The 16,012-nt window shown below is 62.8% G+C and carries 22 protein-coding genes; 8 read left to right on the top strand and 14 right to left on the bottom strand.

The features are described from left to right. Positions 1-4: 4 nt before the first annotated feature. Both NXY83_RS11460 and NXY83_RS11455 read right to left on the bottom strand, forming a co-directional pair. Positions 5-253: a hypothetical protein gene (locus NXY83_RS11460; protein WP_258802367.1), complete on the bottom strand. Its 249-nt coding sequence runs from the start codon at positions 251-253 to the stop codon at positions 5-7. Positions 254-453: 200 nt separating this feature from the next. Then, a complete protein-coding gene (locus tag NXY83_RS11455) occupies positions 454-978 on the bottom strand; it encodes a hypothetical protein (RefSeq protein WP_258802366.1) in 525 nt (174 codons plus the stop codon). Positions 979-1,539: 561 nt separating this feature from the next. Here NXY83_RS11455 and NXY83_RS11450 point away from each other — a divergent pair. Then, entirely contained in the window at positions 1,540-2,295 is a 756-nt protein-coding gene (locus tag NXY83_RS11450) for an NmrA family NAD(P)-binding protein (protein ID WP_258806175.1), read from the top strand. Between the two features lie 353 nt (positions 2,296-2,648). Beyond that, complete coding sequence (locus NXY83_RS11445) at positions 2,649-4,064, top strand: M20/M25/M40 family metallo-hydrolase (RefSeq protein ID WP_258802365.1); 1,416 nt, start codon at positions 2,649-2,651, stop codon at positions 4,062-4,064. Here NXY83_RS11445 and NXY83_RS11440 read toward each other — a convergent pair. The 5 genes from NXY83_RS11440 to NXY83_RS11420 form a co-directional block, all read right to left on the bottom strand. Next, positions 4,061-4,789, bottom strand: a complete 729-nt coding sequence (locus NXY83_RS11440) for a hypothetical protein (RefSeq protein ID WP_258802364.1) — start codon at positions 4,787-4,789, stop codon at positions 4,061-4,063. The genes NXY83_RS11445 and NXY83_RS11440 overlap by 4 nt on opposite strands. 37 nt (positions 4,790-4,826) lie before the next feature. Continuing rightward, on the bottom strand, positions 4,827-4,985 hold the full coding sequence (locus NXY83_RS11435; RefSeq protein WP_258802363.1) for a hypothetical protein: 159 nt from the start codon (positions 4,983-4,985) through the stop codon (positions 4,827-4,829). Next, positions 4,982-5,623 (bottom strand): hypothetical protein, encoded by a 642-nt coding sequence (locus tag NXY83_RS11430; RefSeq protein WP_258802362.1) that lies wholly within the window; start codon positions 5,621-5,623, stop codon positions 4,982-4,984. The genes NXY83_RS11435 and NXY83_RS11430 overlap by 4 nt, the downstream gene beginning before the upstream one ends. A 645-nt stretch (positions 5,624-6,268) precedes the next feature. Further along, positions 6,269-6,547 (bottom strand): hypothetical protein, encoded by a 279-nt coding sequence (locus NXY83_RS11425; RefSeq protein ID WP_258802361.1) that lies wholly within the window; start codon positions 6,545-6,547, stop codon positions 6,269-6,271. A gap of 16 nt (positions 6,548-6,563) precedes the next feature. Continuing rightward, positions 6,564-6,815 carry a hypothetical protein gene (locus NXY83_RS11420; RefSeq protein ID WP_258802360.1) on the bottom strand — a complete coding sequence of 84 codons (252 nt, stop codon included), beginning with the start codon at positions 6,813-6,815 and terminating at the stop codon, positions 6,564-6,566. Between the two features lie 406 nt (positions 6,816-7,221). Between NXY83_RS11420 and NXY83_RS11415 the strand changes: the two genes are divergently transcribed. Beyond that, positions 7,222-7,362, top strand: coding sequence for a hypothetical protein (locus tag NXY83_RS11415; protein ID WP_258802359.1), 141 nt, complete (start codon positions 7,222-7,224; stop codon positions 7,360-7,362). Between the two features lie 4 nt (positions 7,363-7,366). Here the strand turns inward: NXY83_RS11415 and NXY83_RS11410 are convergent, their stop codons facing one another. Next, on the bottom strand, positions 7,367-7,858 hold the full coding sequence (locus NXY83_RS11410; RefSeq protein WP_258802358.1) for a cupin domain-containing protein: 492 nt from the start codon (positions 7,856-7,858) through the stop codon (positions 7,367-7,369). 421 nt (positions 7,859-8,279) lie between these two features. Between NXY83_RS11410 and NXY83_RS11405 the strand changes: the two genes are divergently transcribed. After that, complete coding sequence (locus tag NXY83_RS11405; protein WP_258802357.1) at positions 8,280-8,558, top strand: putative quinol monooxygenase; 279 nt, start codon at positions 8,280-8,282, stop codon at positions 8,556-8,558. On the opposite strand, the gene NXY83_RS11400 is transcribed toward NXY83_RS11405, so the two are convergent. The 5 genes from NXY83_RS11400 to NXY83_RS11380 all read right to left on the bottom strand — a co-directional run bounded on the left by NXY83_RS11400 (position 8,545) and on the right by NXY83_RS11380 (position 11,933). Continuing rightward, positions 8,545-8,946 carry a hypothetical protein gene (locus NXY83_RS11400; RefSeq protein ID WP_258802356.1) on the bottom strand — a complete coding sequence of 134 codons (402 nt, stop codon included), beginning with the start codon at positions 8,944-8,946 and terminating at the stop codon, positions 8,545-8,547. The genes NXY83_RS11405 and NXY83_RS11400 overlap by 14 nt on opposite strands. 47 nt (positions 8,947-8,993) lie before the next feature. Then, on the bottom strand, positions 8,994-9,452 hold the full coding sequence (locus tag NXY83_RS11395) for a DUF2199 domain-containing protein (protein WP_258802355.1): 459 nt from the start codon (positions 9,450-9,452) through the stop codon (positions 8,994-8,996). A 442-nt stretch (positions 9,453-9,894) separates the two neighbouring features. Further along, positions 9,895-10,662 carry an SCO1664 family protein gene (locus tag NXY83_RS11390; RefSeq protein ID WP_258802354.1) on the bottom strand — a complete coding sequence of 256 codons (768 nt, stop codon included), beginning with the start codon at positions 10,660-10,662 and terminating at the stop codon, positions 9,895-9,897. Then, positions 10,662-11,216, bottom strand: coding sequence for a DUF3090 domain-containing protein (locus NXY83_RS11385; protein WP_258802353.1), 555 nt, complete (start codon positions 11,214-11,216; stop codon positions 10,662-10,664). Before NXY83_RS11385 ends, NXY83_RS11390 begins: the two co-directional genes overlap by 1 nt. Before the next feature lie 24 nt (positions 11,217-11,240). Continuing rightward, on the bottom strand, positions 11,241-11,933 hold the full coding sequence (locus tag NXY83_RS11380) for an MSMEG_4193 family putative phosphomutase (protein WP_258802352.1): 693 nt from the start codon (positions 11,931-11,933) through the stop codon (positions 11,241-11,243). Positions 11,934-12,100: 167 nt separating this feature from the next. Here NXY83_RS11380 and NXY83_RS11375 point away from each other — a divergent pair, with 167 nt between their 5' ends. From NXY83_RS11375 to NXY83_RS11365, 3 genes are all read left to right on the top strand, one after another. Then, positions 12,101-12,424, top strand: a complete 324-nt coding sequence (locus NXY83_RS11375; protein ID WP_258802351.1) for a histone-like nucleoid-structuring protein Lsr2 — start codon at positions 12,101-12,103, stop codon at positions 12,422-12,424. A gap of 124 nt (positions 12,425-12,548) precedes the next feature. Next, a complete protein-coding gene (locus tag NXY83_RS11370; protein WP_258802350.1) occupies positions 12,549-12,908 on the top strand; it encodes a hypothetical protein in 360 nt (119 codons plus the stop codon). Positions 12,909-13,084: 176 nt separating this feature from the next. Continuing rightward, positions 13,085-13,792: a hypothetical protein gene (locus tag NXY83_RS11365; RefSeq protein WP_258802349.1), complete on the top strand. Its 708-nt coding sequence runs from the start codon at positions 13,085-13,087 to the stop codon at positions 13,790-13,792. Between the two features lie 106 nt (positions 13,793-13,898). Here the strand turns inward: NXY83_RS11365 and NXY83_RS11360 are convergent, their stop codons facing one another. Further along, positions 13,899-15,110, bottom strand: coding sequence for an MFS transporter (locus NXY83_RS11360; RefSeq protein ID WP_258802348.1), 1,212 nt, complete (start codon positions 15,108-15,110; stop codon positions 13,899-13,901). A gap of 246 nt (positions 15,111-15,356) precedes the next feature. Here NXY83_RS11360 and NXY83_RS11355 point away from each other — a divergent pair, with 246 nt between their 5' ends. Continuing rightward, the gene (locus NXY83_RS11355; RefSeq protein ID WP_258802347.1) at positions 15,357-16,007 is read left to right on the top strand and encodes a cysteine hydrolase; all 651 of its coding nucleotides are present in this window, start codon (positions 15,357-15,359) and stop codon (positions 16,005-16,007) included. Positions 16,008-16,012: the final 5 nt, after the last annotated feature.

The following is a 16,012-nucleotide window of genomic DNA, read 5'->3' as shown; positions in this document are numbered from 1 at the left end:
ATCGCTATGAGCTGGTGTAGCCGGTGATTTTCCGGTCGCCTATGGTGCCGAGCTGGACGTAGCCGATCAAGGTGACGTGCCGCATGCTGCATGGTTCACTTTCACCCGTGCCTGTGACGGTGATGTGGATGGACGAGCCACTTTCCGTGGCTCTGACACCTTTGGGATGACTGCAGCCGGTGGTGGACGCCGAGAGGTAGACCCTGTTCTCCTGCCGGTCCACCCTCACTAGCTGCCAAGGTACGGTCGGCATTGGATCAGTACTTCGGTCCACTTGGATTTCGCCGTACTGCGGCGAGACTGTCTCGATGGGCAGTACGGAAATGCCTGGGGGTGGGCTGGAACCAGGTGGAGGAGGGCCCGGCTGAACTCCGCAGGCTGTCAGTGCTGCCACCAACATCACACTGCAGACGGCGACAGCTGCGAGCCGGGGGCGGCTTTCAGTACTGGCATTCATCGTTCACCCACCAGGAACAAGACCGGGGGAGTAGTGACCGGCCCCGGGCAGGGGTTGAACGGGTCGTCCCTGGTCCATTCCAGGTCGTTCACCTGCTCGGCCAACAAGGAGCCGTCCTCAGCAAGAGCGCGCAAGGTGATACGGGTTGGTGCCGGGCCGAGGATGACGGTAAACCTCCAGGTATTGCCTTCCTTCCTGCTGCCGATGTAGTGGGTGTCGGGGTAGGTTGGCGGCTGGACACGTGAACCCGGAGCGGGGGAGAAGCCCCCATTAGGTAGCTGTACCCAGTCATCGGTGACGGCCACGGACGGGGCAGGGACAGGTGCCGCGGTGGGTTCCGGCGCCGAGCAGCCCTCATCCGTGCACAGCTGAACCTCGTCGATTAGCGTCGTGTCGCCCTCAACGATCACCTCAATGCCGCTGACGTAGCCAATAGCCGGACACGCTGTACTGCAGCCCGCTGCCGGCAGCGTGACCGCGGCCAGCGCAGCCACTCCCAGGATCCCCCAACCCGTCTTCATGGGCCGAGTCTACGGCTGCTGGGGGCCCGCCACACATAGCATGAGCCGGTGACCGACGAAACCAAGACCACCGCCGCAGTTGACCCCTCCTCCAACCACAGGGGTACGCCTGGGATCGAACGGATGCCGGTCCCGCGGACGACATTAATGTATCGGGCGAGGGGTATTCGCTGGTGACCTCGGGGACATAGGTGGTGCCTGTTTGGGGCCCCCACGGTATCGTCTTCGGCCGGTTGCGCCTGCCCGCTTGTACCCTGTCCGCTTGATCCTGCTGGTGTTGATGCCGCGGTCCATGTCAGTGTGCTCTTGGGAATGGAAGTTCGCCGATAGGGGATCTGCGGGCTTCCGTTCCTGACGTTACCGGCGTTGTATTAGTCATCGAGTGGATCATCACACTCTGCGCAACTGGTTCTGAAGGAACAAGTGGGAGAGGGGCATGGCGGACAGGGTAGTTCTGGTGACGGGGGCTACGGGCAATGTCGGTAGTGTCGTGGTCGATCAGCTGCTCGCCGCCGGCTGTGCTGTCCGCGCGCCGCGCGCACCACGGGCTCCGTGCAGAGGATGTTCGATGACCGGGTGGAGCCCGTCGCCCTTGACTTCACCTGGAAGGCGACCTGGGCTGGGGCGTTCGCGGGTGTGGACCGGATGTTCCTCCTGCGCCCGCCCCATTTGGGCAAGCCGGGGAAACAAATCCTTCCGGCCCTGGAGTACGCGCGCATCCAGGGCGTGGAACAGATAGTGTTCTTGTCTCTTCAAGGTGCGGAGAAGAACAAACTCGTTCCGTATGCCCGCATTGAATCGTGGATCCGCGCGTCCGGGGCCGAGTGGACGTTCGTGCGGGCTGCGTTCTTCCATCAGAACCTTTCGAGCACACACCTCACGGACGTCCGCGACCGTGACGAACTCGTCGTCCCGGCCGGCCACGGCGCGACCGCCTTTGTCGATGCTGTGGACGTTGGTGCCGTGGCTGCTGCAGCCCTGCTGCATCCGGAAGCGCACCGCAACACTGCCTTGGCCGTCACGGGGAACGAAGCGCTGACCTATGAACAGGTTGCGTTAATCCTGACCGCGGAACTCGGCGGGCCCGTCCGGTATAACCGTCCGGGCGTGATCCGCTACCTCCGGCACGCCCGCCGGGCCCTGGGCATGCCCTGGGGCATGACCATTGTCACTGCAGCCATCTACACCACTGTGAGGCTTGGCCTCGCCGCTGGCTTGACGGACACCGTCCGCGACGTACTTGGCAGGGACCCGACCAGTTTCGCTGAGTTCGCCCGCCGTGACCGCGACGTCTGGGTCCCCACCACATCCAGGTAGGAGACATGAGAAGCACAAAGCAGGGACGGCCCGGCCAAGGCTGGACCCTGCGCGGCGTCGCACCGGGACGTCCTGGCGTCTTTTAGCCTGGTGCACATCGAATCCGTAATCTGTCAGCCGCTGCAGCACCCAGGGGGCGACCCGTTCACTGAAGCGGCCCGTCCTGGTTGTGCCCATGATGATTTTCGGGTGCGAAGTCCTGTCACGAAAACCCCAGCAGACTTCCGGGCACCACTTCGAGGAGTCGGCTTAAGCGAGTGCGCCGGAAAAGATTCAACTACTTCCAACAACGAAAAGAGAAGTACGCTTATCTCTATCGATTCACGAAGCGGCGCGGTCGGAGCCATGGTCCCATGAAAGACGCAGGCAGGCTGCCACGGGAAACCGTGGCAAGACTGGCATCCGCCGTTGACGCCGGGATGTCCGTGACAGTGAAAGTCCTGGCGGGGCTGGTCGCAGTACCCGGCATCGCCTGGCCCGACTTCGAGCCCAGTGCCCTGGAGCAAAGTGCGGGGAACGTCCGGGAGCTGCTCCGTGAGACAGGTTTTGCTGACGCGGAAATCATGCGCGCCACCGACCCGGCGGGCGTACCTGGGGCACCCGGGGTCTTCGCCGCGAGGCCTGCCGCTCCCGGCATGGCAACGGTGCTGCTCTATGCCCACCACGACGTCCAGCCGCCTGGCCCGGCCGAGGAATGGGAGAATTCCCCATTTGTTGCTCTTGTTAGGGATGGACGCCTGTGGGGGCGTGGAGCGGCCGATGACAAGGCAGGAATCCTGATGCATGTTGCTGCTGTACGCGCCCTGGACGCAGTCCTAGGATCGCGCAACGGCCTGGGCCTGACCTTCTTCATCGAAGGAGAAGAAGAATCGGGGTCGCCCACGCTGCCGGCCCTCCTTGGGCAGCATAAGCCACGTTTCCAGGCGGAGGCAGCCATCGTTGCTGACGCTGGCAGCTGGAAAATCGGAACTCCTGCCCTCACGACCAGCCTGAGAGGACTGGTCGACGGGACCATCGAAGTGCGAACCCTGGATCATGCGCTGCATTCAGGCAGCTTCGGCGGTCCCGCCCTGGATGCCCCCACCGTCCTTGCCCGCCTAATGGCCACCTTCCACCACGATGATGGTTCAGTCGCCGTCGAAGGCCTCGTAACAACAAGCACCGAAGGTCCGGATTTCTCGGAGGAGGAATTCCGGCGTGATGCCGGCGTCCCGGATGGTATTCAGCTGGCGGGCGCAGGAAAGATCAACTCCCGACTGTGGAGCCAGCCGGCGCTGTCCTTCATCGGGCTGGATGCCCCGCCCATAGCAACCGCTCCAAACACCCTGATTCCAGCGGCCGCCGTTAAGTTCAGCCTCCGGATTCCGCCCGGTAATGACCCGGACGAAGCCATGGAAGCGGTCCGCCGGCACACCCTGAAGCACGCCCCTTTTGGCGCCGAAGTGACATTCACTCCGGGCACAAAGACCAGGCCCTTCGCGATGGCGCCGCGCGACCGGATGGCGCAGACAGCCCTATGGGCACTCGGGGCGGCATGGGGAACCGAGGCGGTGACCAGAGGCACTGGCGGCTCAGTCCCGTTCGTGGCAGAGCTGAGCCGGCACCATCCCGGCTGCTCCATCCTGCTGACAGGACCCAGAGACCCCGATTCGCGTGCGCATGGAGCCAACGAATCCGTTCACGTGGGCGAACTGCGAAATTCGATCCTTGCCGAAGCCCTGTTTCTCGCCGCCCTCTGCCAACGGGTGCAGTCCTTGTCGCCGCTCTAGTTCGTTCGGGCGTCCCTGGCTAATGCACCCAACGCCGGAAGTCCCGCCAGCAGGGCTGGGGCGAGCAGGAGTAGTCCGTACTCCAGCCGTGTGGCGGAAATGACCGAGACCGCGATAGCTGTCGTGAGGGTCGCAATGAGTGTAAAGGACAGCGACTTGCGCTTGTCCCTGGCAGCGGAAAGACGAATACAGCCCAGAGTGGCCGTGATCACGGCGCTCACCACGATGATCCCGGTGATAACACCTACCGCTGACTCGGAAGCGTCTTTGAGTCGATCAATGAGCGCAATCGGAACGATGAGCGCCCAACCACTGAGAAGGACTGCGAGAACGCAACCGGCTAAGCGGCCTTTGGGCGCCGGTTCCCGGGTGTAGATCTGTTCTGCTGGCAGGTCCGATTGCTGGATGTGGCGGTGATCTGCTGGTGGTGGCGGCTGGGTTGGCCGTGCAGCGTTTTCAAGCATTGTTTCCCCCGAACGTCGTTGCTTGATGCAATTACACCCTACATGCGGCCGTTCCGGCGCTGCTGGTAGCCCCCGTCGGAGCCAGCCCCGCCTGTAGTCTTGCCGGATCAGCAACAGTACGCCGGCCTCAAGTACCACGAAGGCGGCAACAGAGGGCCAATATCCGAACATGGTCTGGACGACGAAGAAGGCCAGCAGGCCAGGACCAAAAACCACCAGGATGAGCGTCGACGGTGAAAGGTTTTGGGATTGGGCTGCCATCCAGTCAGGAGGGGTAGTCACCCGCTGCCAAGTCGGCTTACCAGCCATCCATGGCCAGCCCTTCCTCATGTTTCCTGCGCTGCTCGTCGGCCTGGCCGATGCCGTCGCGGACCGCGGCGCGGATCACTCCGTAGAGGACGTAGAAAAAGATGGCCGTGAAGAGCACGGCCAGAACGACATTGTTAAGGTCCGTCATGGCTGAGCCGCTCCAGGCCAGAACGGCTGCATCCGTGCCGCGGCCTCCCGCAAATGTGCTCCGTCCAGCACGATGGAGCTCTCCTCCATGCCGAAGTCTTTCCACTGTGCAAGTAGCCGGAGGTCCCCTGCCGGCGGGAGCGGCCACAGCCAAAGCGACCCGCTGCCTGCCATCTCCTCATCTCCGCCGTTCCCGCCGGAGCCTCTGAAATCGAGGACGGGTGCTTCCGGCCGGCGGGTAGGGTCCGAAGGTATCTCTTGCATCGCGCTGGACCCCGTACTGGCCTTCGTGCCGTCATTGAGCTGCACGCCGAAGAGCAACATGGAATCCAGCGAAATTACCCCATCTTGGAGTCGTGGGCCACCGCGGAAGAAGACGGCGTTCAGTGCAGCCCACCGTTCATCATCCTCATCACTTCGGCGGAAGATCCAGGACACGTCGAAGGTACAGCCCGTCGAGAACACGTTGGCGCTCCTGATCGCCATCACGAGAGTGGGGCTGCTGTGCAGGAACTGCCCCACGTGCTCTACGGCGGGAAGCTCATACCGCGGGGCGCCGGCCCATGGTGGAGGAACGTACCGGACAGTGCGACCACGCGGGGGAGGGGCGGGTATGGGGAAGTCCTGGAAGAAGGTCAAAGTGATCCTTGGTTCGCTGGCTGTGACCGACCAGTGGAACAGCCGCACCGCAGCCGAGGATCCCCCAATCCGTCCTTATCCGGCCAGTCTAACGGCGTAGTTGATGCAGGTCTTTGGCGAGCCCGGAGCATGTAAGGGGCGTGGGCACGAGGGCGATGCCGGCTGTGGGAAAAGTCTCTAAAGGGATGTGATTGCGGGGGATCTTCAAGTCCTTCCGGCGCTGGCCGGTCGTTCCGGTATCGGATCTCCTCCGGCGGAAGCACGTGCTCGGACGGACTCCGGCTCAAGACGGACAGGTCGGCCGCGGCGCAGGCGCTCCTTCACATTGTGGACGCGGAGCTCACCCACCGCTCTGCGTCCCCTGGAGGCATCATGCGACCCTAGCCAGCATCCAACGATCGAGACCCGTGCCCGGAAGCGGGCTAAGACCACCGGCTGCCCCCAGGATGTGGTAGCCGGTGATGGTGGGCCCGAGCAGGGAAGGCCGCTGCCGTGGGCCGGTGCCACCGTCTTTTTTAGGGGGCCGGTCCACCGTCGTCACTGATGAGGACACGCTCCTGTAGCTCCCCAAGGCGGGGCGGCGCGGGAGGTGACCATGTGCTCCTCAATGCTGCGGGGCGCGGGCAGTCGGGCGCAGAAAGCTCTTTACTGGGGCGCCGCCCCGTGCCGCCTGGGCGGCAGGAGTTGCTCGGAGGGCTGTCTGTCCGACCGGTTCAGGATCCATGAGTTGTCAGGAGTTGGCCGCGGCCTTGTTCGCCGCAGTTTCCGGACCAAGAGGGCGAAAGGCAGCAACAGCAGCTGAAGGATGCCGGCCGCTATCAGCAGCGCCACTAAGAGGATGAGGTACGGCAGGCACAGGATGAAGATGCCGACAAGGGCGGCAAGGTACCCGATGCTGAATCCGAAGATCGTTTCGGCATTCAACGTTTGCTCCCAAAGGTTATCCGGACTGGTGGGTGGTGCCGCTGCCTCGTGCTCGTCGGAGGCTCATCCCCCGAGGGCGTGCAGCGGCGCGGTTTCGGTGAAGCCGGGCCGGCCATGGCCTCACCGGGTGCTCAATTTCATCAGCGGCCGAGGCGACCAGGGTTGACCCGTTCCGTCTGCGGCGAAGATGGAGGACGACGATGCCGGTCAGGCCGATCCAGCCAAATGCCGCGCCGATGACAAGGAGCACTGCTGGAAGCGTGTCCACTGCGACACTTCTCCTCGAAAAGGTTCGGCGGTTTGCCGGTGAGGTGTGGGTTATTCACGGTGTGGGCATTAGCCCAGGCTGAACCTCGGAGTTCGCAGGTTCATGGGTGAGGCGCGCGTCTGCTCTTTAAGAGCAGAATTCTGCGGGGAGCTGGGGAAGTTGGGGGCTGTCACAGCGGTCTCCGGATGAGCTGATGCGGGGCCTGCTGCTGGACTTAGTTGAGGTATAGCGCGGGGTGCAGCCATAGTCAATAGAGGTGACCAAGGCCTCCCCACCCGCTCACTGGAACGAGCCATCGTGTTTGTTCCCGACGCACAACGCTAACTCCCGGACGTCGAGAAAGGATCGCCGTCGGAAGCCTGCTCGGTCACGGTTTGTCGAGGAGTACACCGGGATCCATTCCTGGGTGGATGACCTCACCCCGTACACCGTGGTCCACTCCCGGACGGTTGCGGTCCTGTTCGTGGACGCCCGGCCCGTGGACGCCATCGTCTTCCACCACGACCTCCTGGCGTCGATGACCCGAAGAGCTTCTTCAGGTCAGTAATCCCCTACAAGATCAGCCCGTGCCGCTCGATTAGCGGCATTGTTGCCTCGAAGTCCACCTCGCCGCCGTACTCGGCTGCGAGGGCGGGAAGTGTATCCGGGGAGTATTCGCCGCCAGGCTCGCCGAGGCGGCGGAACAGTGCCTCGATGCCGCCCGGAACAATGATCTCAAGCACACGGAGTTCGCCCTCGCCGGCGTTCCAGAAGGTGTGCCAGCGTCCGCGAGGCTTGGCTACCAAATCGCCCGGCGTTGCCGTGATCTCGATGCCCTCCTCGATCACCCCGAGTGTGCCGGCCAGCACGAAGGTGTATTCGTCTTCGCGGCTGTGCCGGTGTATGGGTGCGGCCAGCATCTTCGGGCCGAGCACGTGTTCGATCAGCGCAACCCTGCCGGAGGAAGCTGCGCTCTCCAGAAGGTACCGGTCCTGGAATCCTGGTTCTCCGGAGACATCGACTTCACCTGCGCGGACGACGAGGGGGCCTTCTGGCGTGTCCATACCGCCATCGTATGACCGTGGGATCCAGGTGGGTAGTCAAGGTGGTGCGCGGAGCCCTGACCAACGCGGGAGACGGTTACGTCGAAGCACCCGAGGGCAGTGTGGCCGTAGCCGCCGCCGAATCACCTCAGCATGTCAGGGCAACCCGCCTGTCGACTTGCCGGAGAGCGTCACGACATGGGTGACCGCTCATGGTGCTTAGCTCGGTGCCGAAGATGTGGAGCTCGCGCTGCAGGCAGTTGAGCGGGTGGCCGGGGATGAGTCCGAGCTGGCTGAGCTCTGCGACGACGCCGACAAACCGGAATGGCGCGAATCCCTAGAGGACCTGTCGGAAAGGCTGCGCGCAGCCCTGCGGTAGCAGTGGGCTGCTGCTCAATTCTTCCGATGATGGATGCCGGCCCAAATACGCGAAGATGGCTCAGTGACTGATGTTTATTTGAGCGGACAACTTGTGTGCCGTAACTCCGACGACGTAGCCATCGTCGTCCAGCATTTTGACAGCCACGTCACGCTGACGCTGGCTGAAGCTGGCTGCGTCTCTTTCAGCGTGACGCCTACCGGTGACCCTTTGGTGTGGCAGGTTGACGAACATTTCCGCGACGCGGCTGCTTTCAGACTTCACCAAGACCGCGTAGCGGCCAGCACCTGGGGGCGTGCCACGGCCGGGATCGAGCGCCGCTACACGATTACGGGGTTCTAAGTTGCCTCGTGCTTGAGTGTGATCTGACGGGGGGAGTCCCCGGGCCCAGTAGGCGATCATCAGCCCTGCCCTGGCGGCGCCGCTGGCGCGCATCCAGGGCGAGCTGTACGACAGCGTTCCGGAGTGGGAGCAGCACGGCCACTACGACGGCGGCCACGGCCAGGAGAACTTCGGCGGGCGCCTGGAGCCGCCTTGCCCTGTAGAACGGGTAGGCCAGTCGGATGAGGGGAATGGCCGGCAGCAGGAACACTGTGAACGACGGGAGTTTGTCGACCGGGGCAAAGATGCAGGCACCGACCAGCAGATAGGCGGCCGCGTACCTGGGCAACAGCTCGATCACAGGAAGCTGGGTCAGGCCGAAGACCAAGAGCGTAAGCGCAACGACCATGACGCAAACCGCAGCGAACGTCCAGGGGCGGCGGACGGGCTGCTGGATCAGGGTAATGACGCGAGGATGTCGTGCGGCCACTCTTTGGTGAGCACCTCGCTCAGCTCCGCATTGGTGCTGCTCACGCAGTAGGGGGTGTGATCCGGGTTCAGCACGGCGAGGTTCACCGGGACAGCCAACAGGCCCCAGGGCTCAATCCTATTGGCCAGATAGCCGGTGAGCTTCAAGTCTGTGTACTCAGGGGCGTTCCAGACCCTGCAGGCGTGCTGTAAGTCATCGGGGTGGATGGCGATCCAGACCCCGTACCGGTATTCGTATCCGCCTTCGAGCTTCACCGGCAGTAGGGCACGGATAAACGGGCTGATGCCCTGGATCTGCATGAGAGTGGCTTTGTTGGGATCCGGGTCGCTCAACCAGCTGTCGTCGGCGCGGTGCTGCTCCGGGCTGTTCAGGACCGGGTCCGGGAGCCGGAACCGGAAATCCCTGTTATGTGCCGCTGTCTTCATGCCGCACATCTCGCACGTGTGCTGCTTTTTTCCAAGGATCATCCGTCCCCCAAATTGTTCTCCTTGAGGAGTCTACGCGGCTACCGATTACGAGGGCGCATAGCGCATTCGTAGCGGTATCGACACGATTGAGGGGTGGTGGCGAGCTATAACAAGCCTCTTTCGCAGGCCAATTGGCAGCCGCCACAGAGCTCCCCAGTGGGCGTCTTGGGGCTTCCGCTCGAGGACCAGAAAGAGTTTCGGACTGAAGCCAGGCAAGGTCAAAGTTGCATAGTTTGTCGAATGCAGAAAGGGGGAGCGAGCTCGCGGCTGCTAAGCAGGTCAGCCAGCGCGTCCTGGGTTGGCGATTGGGTCTTGAACCCCCGTTCCATGATGTCCGGATACCGGTAGTCGTTCAGGCCCCTCAACGTAAGCAGGCTGGCAAAGCCTTGCTGTGAATCCCTCAGAACAGCGGCCAGGGCACCGCCGACATCTCACCGCTCGGAGCCGGAAACCGCCCTGCCAAACGCAACCGTGCGCAGCGCGCGGCGAGCGAGGCGACTTCTTCCGCGCTGAGCAAGTTCGCCAGGTTTCGGCCCAGCTCACCGTGCAGTCCTGCGCTGACACGATCGATGCCGTTGCGCTCCTCACCGGTCAGAGCGTCTCCCAGCCACCCCCACAGCACCGTGCGTAGCTTGTCGTCACGGTGAAAGGTGAGCCCATGGTCCACGCCGTGCCGGTGTCCGTCTGACATGGCAAGGATGTGATCGCCTTTGCGGTCGGCGTTGTTCACGACGACGTCGAACACCGCCATCCGTCTCAGCTCTGGAGAGTCCTCGTGTAGGAGGGCGACCATCCGTCCGTTCTCATCCTGACCTTCGAGGACGTGTTTCCAACCCATCTCCGGTACGTCGTCCGCCGCGACGAGGTCCACTGTGATCTGGTCGGGGTCTGTCTCCTGCCAGAGCTGCACCATTCCTTTGCCGAGCGGACCATCGCGCAGCCAGGTGCGTGGCACCACGTTCCAGCCAAGGACCTCCGAGACCAGATAGGCGGCAACCTCCCGGTGGGCAAGGAAGCCGTCGGGAAAGTCCCACAGCGGTTTCTCCCCGGCTATCGGTTTGTAGACGACCGTAGTGTCACCGATGCTGCCCAGGAAGGTGGCGTTCGACGCCGTCGTAATGCGCCCAGTAAGCGTTAGCTCGGCCGTCAAAAGGTCGGGCGCGTGCATCAGAGGTCGGGCAGAGTGCAGACGTGCCCGTCGGCGTCCACGGGCTGACCGCAGAGCGGGCACGCGGGACGTCCGGCGCCGACCACCTCCCGGGTGCGCTTGGCGAATGCGCGGGCGGTACCGACCGGCATTCGCACCAGCAGCATTTCAGGCACTTCAGCGTCATCCTCATCAAGCGATTCGTCGTCGTTATCAGCATCGACATCGGTGATCGGGTAAGCCTCTATGACCACCTGCGCCGTCGTCGGGTCCCAACCTAAGCTCATGGCGCCGGTCCGAAACTGCTCCTGAACGGCCTCGAGCTGGTCATTGTCGACCAACTCAATGGGAGTGCTCGTGGGAACGCTGTGAGGGTTTCCCTCGACGTTGAGAAGCTGGTCGAGAATTTCGTCGATTTTATCTGCGAGCAGAGCCGACTGCTGCTTCTCCATGGCGATACTTACGATCTGAGTGCCTGCCCGCACCTGCAGGTAGAACGTGCGCGCCCCCGGAAGGCCAATGGTGCCAACGACGACCCGATCAGGCCAGGCAAATTCGTGAACGCGTGTAGGCATATCAGTATTTTAGGCACATGGGTTTCACGGCTCCTTCTGCCCTGCACCGCCGCCCACCGGAGCATCGCCTGAGTGGATGCCGTTCGACAGCCACGACAGGTCCCCCGCGTCGGTGTTGGTCGCGTAGACGCTCGGCCGAGAAGCGCCGTAGCGCACGATCGATACAGAGGCGGGGCCTACGTTAATACGCTGGAAAAGGTCAAGGTGCATGCCGAGCGCGTCGGCGAGGATTGACTTGATAATGTCACCGTGACTCACCGCCACCCACACGGCTTCTTGTCCATAGTCGGCTTCGAAGGCTGCATCGTGGCGTCGAATCGCAGCTACCGACCGAGCCTGCATCGCGGCCATGGATTCGCCGCCGGGAAAGATGACGGCGGACGGCTGCGACTGCACAGCCGGCCACAGATCTTCGGCCGCGAGATCACTGAGCATCCGGCCCTGCCACTGGCCGTAATCGCACTCTGTAAGATCGGGTTCGACCGGCGCGTACGGAGTGCCAGCCTGGCGATCGAGGATGAGCTGGGCGGTCTGCTGACAACGCTCGAGAGGGCTCGACACCACCCCGACTACCGGCACGCCCGCGAGCCGGTCCCCGGCCAAAGCCGCTTGCTCGCGCCCGGTCTGGTCCAGGCTAACGCCAGCGGCCCGACCAGCCAGCAGCCCAGTGGCATTGGCTGTGGTACGGCCGTGCCGCACAAGAATAACTGTCGCCATCCGCCCAGCCTAACCATCGACTCGCCGGCGGCGTCCACCTACACCTATGAAAATTTGGTGTTAAGCCCAGCATCCAACTGACGTGGACCACCCGTATGGTGTGGATCACACGCGCTGGCCAGCGTTTCATTGCATAAGTAAGGGTGCTGACTAGTTAAGATTTCCGGATGGTTACACGCACCGTAATTGAACTCATTGATGACCTTGACGGATCCCAGGCATCCGAAACCATCCGCTTTGGGCTTGACGGCACCGACTACGAGATTGACTTGACCGAGCAGAACGCCGGCTCCTTGCGCAGTGCGCTGGCGCGCTACGTCGAGGCAGGACGGAAGGGCAGCAGTTCTGTGCGCCGCCAGGTCACCACGATCGCCCCGGCAGTAGACACCAAGGCAATCCGGCACTGGGCTGCCGACAACGGCGTCGCCGTCAACCCGCGCGGACGGATCAAAGAGGACGTCGTGCAGCAGTACTTGGCGTCGCTGAGCTGACCGGGATTTGCAGTAAGAAAAACTTCTGCTGCACGGCCGCGCCAGGAGTTTAGCCTTGCTAGTGGCCTCATATGCTGTGCTTCTCCTTCCGCCCGTACTGGGGGAATCCCACTATGCTCTGAACATGGAGGTTCGAGATTCACCCGGTAATGCGACCAAGGCCATCGATCAGGAACTTAGTCAACGGCGCGGCTGGATTTTGACAATCGTTGTCGGGTTCGCCCTGCACATCCTCAGTATCGTCATCGGCTTGAGGACGGTGGGGCCGCTTTGCGGCAGCCCGTTGCTCCCGCAAAGCAATGCAGCTGAAATGGCCGACTTGCAACTGCGGACGACCGGGCTGGCGGCAGAGTGCTACCGGAACATTGATTCCGCTGCAACGCCTGTCTGGATTCTGATGGCTGTGGGAATCGGCCTGGTCCTGACAGGAGTCGCCGTCAGGATAGTCGGTATCCGTCGGTCCGTCGACCGCTCCCGGACCTGACGGAAGCCATGCAGGACCAGGTGCGAACTGTCCTTGGGGACGCCCTGGCTCCCCATTTGCGGAGCTAGCGTCATCGTCCTCTGCCTTGGACTGCCTGAGGCCGGCTGACCCGCAACTAATGTAGTGATCGGCACCTGTTCACATGTGGCCAAGCGGGAATACGATGAGCCATGCCCGTGACAGGCCGAGCCGTCTCTGCCGCGGTGCTGCTCGTCATTGGGGCAGGACTGGCGCTGCTGGCTGTGCTGGTCCACTACGAATTCATGAGAATATACGGCGATGTCAGCGGTACCGCGTTCGAGGGGCTCACTTGGGGGTTGACGGCCGGACCCTCCGGGTTGGCGCTCGGTCTGGTCGCGGTCGTTGCCATGATCGGCTTCATGCTCTCGACACGATGGTGGATGCGGCTGACGGCGGTGGCAATCCCGGTCCTCATGCTGATCGGGATGTTCGCTGTCACCCCCTCGGCACTGGGGCAGCGGCTTGAGGTGCAGTTCGATTCGACTCCGCAATGCGTGACCGAGGGCACGGATGAGCCCATGGCCACCGCGGATCGGGAGTCCCAGCAGGTGTTCGATTCCATGGAGCACATCGGCCATTTCAGCGGTGGCGGCATGAGTGGTGTAGGCGGCTGTACCCGCTGGTTTGTGCTCCCAGGAGACGTCGATGTGTTGCAGCACTACCGTGCAGCGCTGCCAGCGGCGGGCTGGGAAGTGGTCGAGGATGACGGGCGCCACCTGCGGGCGCACCTTGATGGCCGGGCGTTCGATGTGATGCCCTGCCCCGGAGGCGGTGTCGTCTGGGCCGGAAGTGACGACGACCCCTCATTCGGGCAGGGAATGCCTGAGCTAGCGGGCACTGAAATTTGTCCACACGACCTCTGAAACATCAGCCCGGCGGTGGCTGCCGTGCCGGCATAAATCCACGGCGCACCCCAGGCCCCTTCCGGCGCCCAGGTGGTGCCTCCTGGGAGGAACAGCGGGCCATACCTCATAGGGAAGTTTTATCGCCGATCACCCGGTTACGCCCGGCAAGCACGCCCGTTACGGTGAGAACCGCCATGATGCCTGCTGTGACGAGCAGCGGAAGCGTCCAGTCTCCGCTTACGTCACGAAGACCACCGAACAACACCGGCCCCGCAGCACCTAGACCGTAGCCGACGGACTGCGCCATGCCGGACAGGGACGCTGCCTGGGGGTAGTTCACGGTCCGGAGGCTGAACAGCGACAGGGCGATGACAATGAGGCTCCCGCAGCCGATCGCGCCAAGAAGGACCCACAGCAACATGAGCTCCGGTGCAAGCGCCAGCCCGAGGAACGTCACGAACATGACCGCGCCGCTCGCGAAGGATACGAGCCGTTGGTCCGAACCCCGGTGAAGGATTCCCCCCGCGGCAAGGCTGGCGAAGACGCTGATGAGCAGGAAAACGGACAGATGGATGCCGGCAGTAGTGGCTGAAACCCCGCGGCTTTGTTCGATGGTGGGCAGCCATGCCATCAGCACGTAGAAGGCGATTGACTGCAGTCCCATGAATATCGTCACCTGCCAGCCCAAGGCTGACACCCAAGGCGACCGGTAGGAAACCTCCGGCTTGGGGGCGTCCACGGTGCCTGTCCCGTGCCGGCGCAGCCACGGCAGGAGCACCGCCATGGCTACGAGGGCCAGTCCCACCCAGATGCCCAGGGCAAGCCGCCATCCCGCCGGGGACGTTTGCGCCACGGGAACGACGACGGCGGCGCCGATCGCTGCGAAGGCCGCCTGTGTGGCGGTGTAGCTTCCGGTGACCTGGCTGACCCTCAATGGAAAGTCCCGCTTTACGAGGGAGGGGACCAAGACATTAAGAAACGCTATGGCCAGGCCAATCAACGCTGTGCCCGCCCAGATGAAGCCGGGCAGAGGTAAGGAGCGAAGCACGATTCCCGATGCGAGGATCAGCAGGGACATCCAAAGTGCCCGGTCCAGGCCCAGGCGGGAAGCGAAGCCGGGCGCCAGGGGTGAGAAGACTGCGAAAGCAATGAGTGGAAGGCCTGTGAGGAACCCTGCTGCGGCACTGGACAGGCCAAGGTCGTCGCTGATGTTTGCAAGTACCGGCCCCACACTGACAAAGGACACCCGAAGGTTAACTGCGATCAGCAGGAGGCCGATGAAGACGAAGCCGAACCTGAGTGTGCGGTCCGGCGCGTTCCTGGTGGTAGCGGGCATTGTGCGTTTTTCCATCCTTCGGAAGGTGAGGAGCATTCGTCCGCCCCCCGCCGACTTCACCCCCTATCAGATCAAAGTACGTCCTGACCAGGCAATGTGGGGCCGCTGTCCCCGAGACTAGCGTGATAGGCGTACGTGACGCGTCCATCCCTTCTGTGCGGGAGATTACAGACCAGCGTTTTCTGCCGCCCTAGGTTGAATCTGAAGGCGTGCTTGCGCGTTCCGTTTTCGATGAGGAGGCTTTTCATGCAGTTTGATAGTTCTACTACGGCTCTTGTTTTGACTGATCCGCAGAATGGTTTTCTTAGTCCCGACGGTGTGACCTGGGAACTGGTGGGCAAGAGCGTCGAAGAGAATCAGACCGTGGATCACATTGAGCAGTTGCTCGGTGGGGCCAAGTCCGGCGGTTATGAGGTTTTTGTTTCCCCGCATTATTACTTCCCGCATGACCACCGGTGGGAGTTTGGTGGGACTTTGGAGAAGAAGATGCATGACATCGGCATGTTCGACCGTACGGGGCCTTTGGACCTGGCAAGCTTCAACGATTCTGGGGCGGACTGGCTGGACCGGTTCAAGCCCTACCTTGAAGATGGCAGGACAGTGGTCTGCAGCCCGCACAAGGTTTACGGGCCGGAGCAGAACGACCTGGTCCTTCAGCTGCGCAAGCGGGGGATCAGCAAGGTCATTCCCGCGGGGATGTCTGCCAATCTTTGCGTGGAGAGCCACCTGCGGGAGTTGCTGGAGCAGGGGTTCGAGGTTGCTGTCGTTGCCGACGCTACGGCCGCCGCACAACACCCCGACCTGGGCCACGGGTATGCAGCCGCTCTGGTTAATTTCAACTACATCGCAGGGGCTGTCCTGTCGACGAAGGAGACTCTTCAAGAGTTGGCAGTCTGACTGGC

Source organism: Pseudarthrobacter sp. NS4 (assembly GCF_024758005.1).
Lineage (GTDB): Bacteria > Actinomycetota > Actinomycetes > Actinomycetales > Micrococcaceae > Arthrobacter.
The sequence above is the reverse complement of the archived record's forward strand: the minus strand, read 5'-3'. Positions and strand labels throughout refer to the sequence as shown.

Excerpts from the sequence above, each read along its gene's own strand:
- NXY83_RS11460 (WP_258802367.1), bottom strand. The coding sequence starts at position 253 with ATGCCGACCGTACCTTGGCAGCTAGTGAGGGTGGACCGGCAGGAGAAC.
- NXY83_RS11455 (WP_258802366.1), bottom strand. The coding sequence starts at position 978 with ATGAAGACGGGTTGGGGGATCCTGGGAGTGGCTGCGCTGGCCGCGGTC.
- NXY83_RS11450 (WP_258806175.1), top strand. The coding sequence starts at position 1,540 with ATGTTCGATGACCGGGTGGAGCCCGTCGCCCTTGACTTCACCTGGAAG.
- NXY83_RS11445 (WP_258802365.1), top strand. The coding sequence starts at position 2,649 with ATGAAAGACGCAGGCAGGCTGCCACGGGAAACCGTGGCAAGACTGGCA.
- NXY83_RS11440 (WP_258802364.1), bottom strand. The coding sequence starts at position 4,789 with ATGGCAGCCCAATCCCAAAACCTTTCACCGTCGACGCTCATCCTGGTG.
- NXY83_RS11435 (WP_258802363.1), bottom strand. The coding sequence starts at position 4,985 with ATGACGGACCTTAACAATGTCGTTCTGGCCGTGCTCTTCACGGCCATC.
- NXY83_RS11410 (WP_258802358.1), bottom strand. The coding sequence starts at position 7,858 with ATGGACACGCCAGAAGGCCCCCTCGTCGTCCGCGCAGGTGAAGTCGAT.
- NXY83_RS11400 (WP_258802356.1), bottom strand. The coding sequence starts at position 8,946 with ATGGTCGTTGCGCTTACGCTCTTGGTCTTCGGCCTGACCCAGCTTCCT.
- NXY83_RS11395 (WP_258802355.1), bottom strand. The coding sequence starts at position 9,452 with ATGAAGACAGCGGCACATAACAGGGATTTCCGGTTCCGGCTCCCGGAC.
- NXY83_RS11390 (WP_258802354.1), bottom strand. The coding sequence starts at position 10,662 with ATGCACGCGCCCGACCTTTTGACGGCCGAGCTAACGCTTACTGGGCGC.
- NXY83_RS11385 (WP_258802353.1), bottom strand. The coding sequence starts at position 11,216 with ATGCCTACACGCGTTCACGAATTTGCCTGGCCTGATCGGGTCGTCGTT.
- NXY83_RS11380 (WP_258802352.1), bottom strand. The coding sequence starts at position 11,933 with ATGGCGACAGTTATTCTTGTGCGGCACGGCCGTACCACAGCCAATGCC.
- NXY83_RS11375 (WP_258802351.1), top strand. The coding sequence starts at position 12,101 with ATGGTTACACGCACCGTAATTGAACTCATTGATGACCTTGACGGATCC.
- NXY83_RS11370 (WP_258802350.1), top strand. The coding sequence starts at position 12,549 with ATGGAGGTTCGAGATTCACCCGGTAATGCGACCAAGGCCATCGATCAG.
- NXY83_RS11360 (WP_258802348.1), bottom strand. The coding sequence starts at position 15,110 with ATGCCCGCTACCACCAGGAACGCGCCGGACCGCACACTCAGGTTCGGC.
- NXY83_RS11355 (WP_258802347.1), top strand. The coding sequence starts at position 15,357 with ATGCAGTTTGATAGTTCTACTACGGCTCTTGTTTTGACTGATCCGCAG.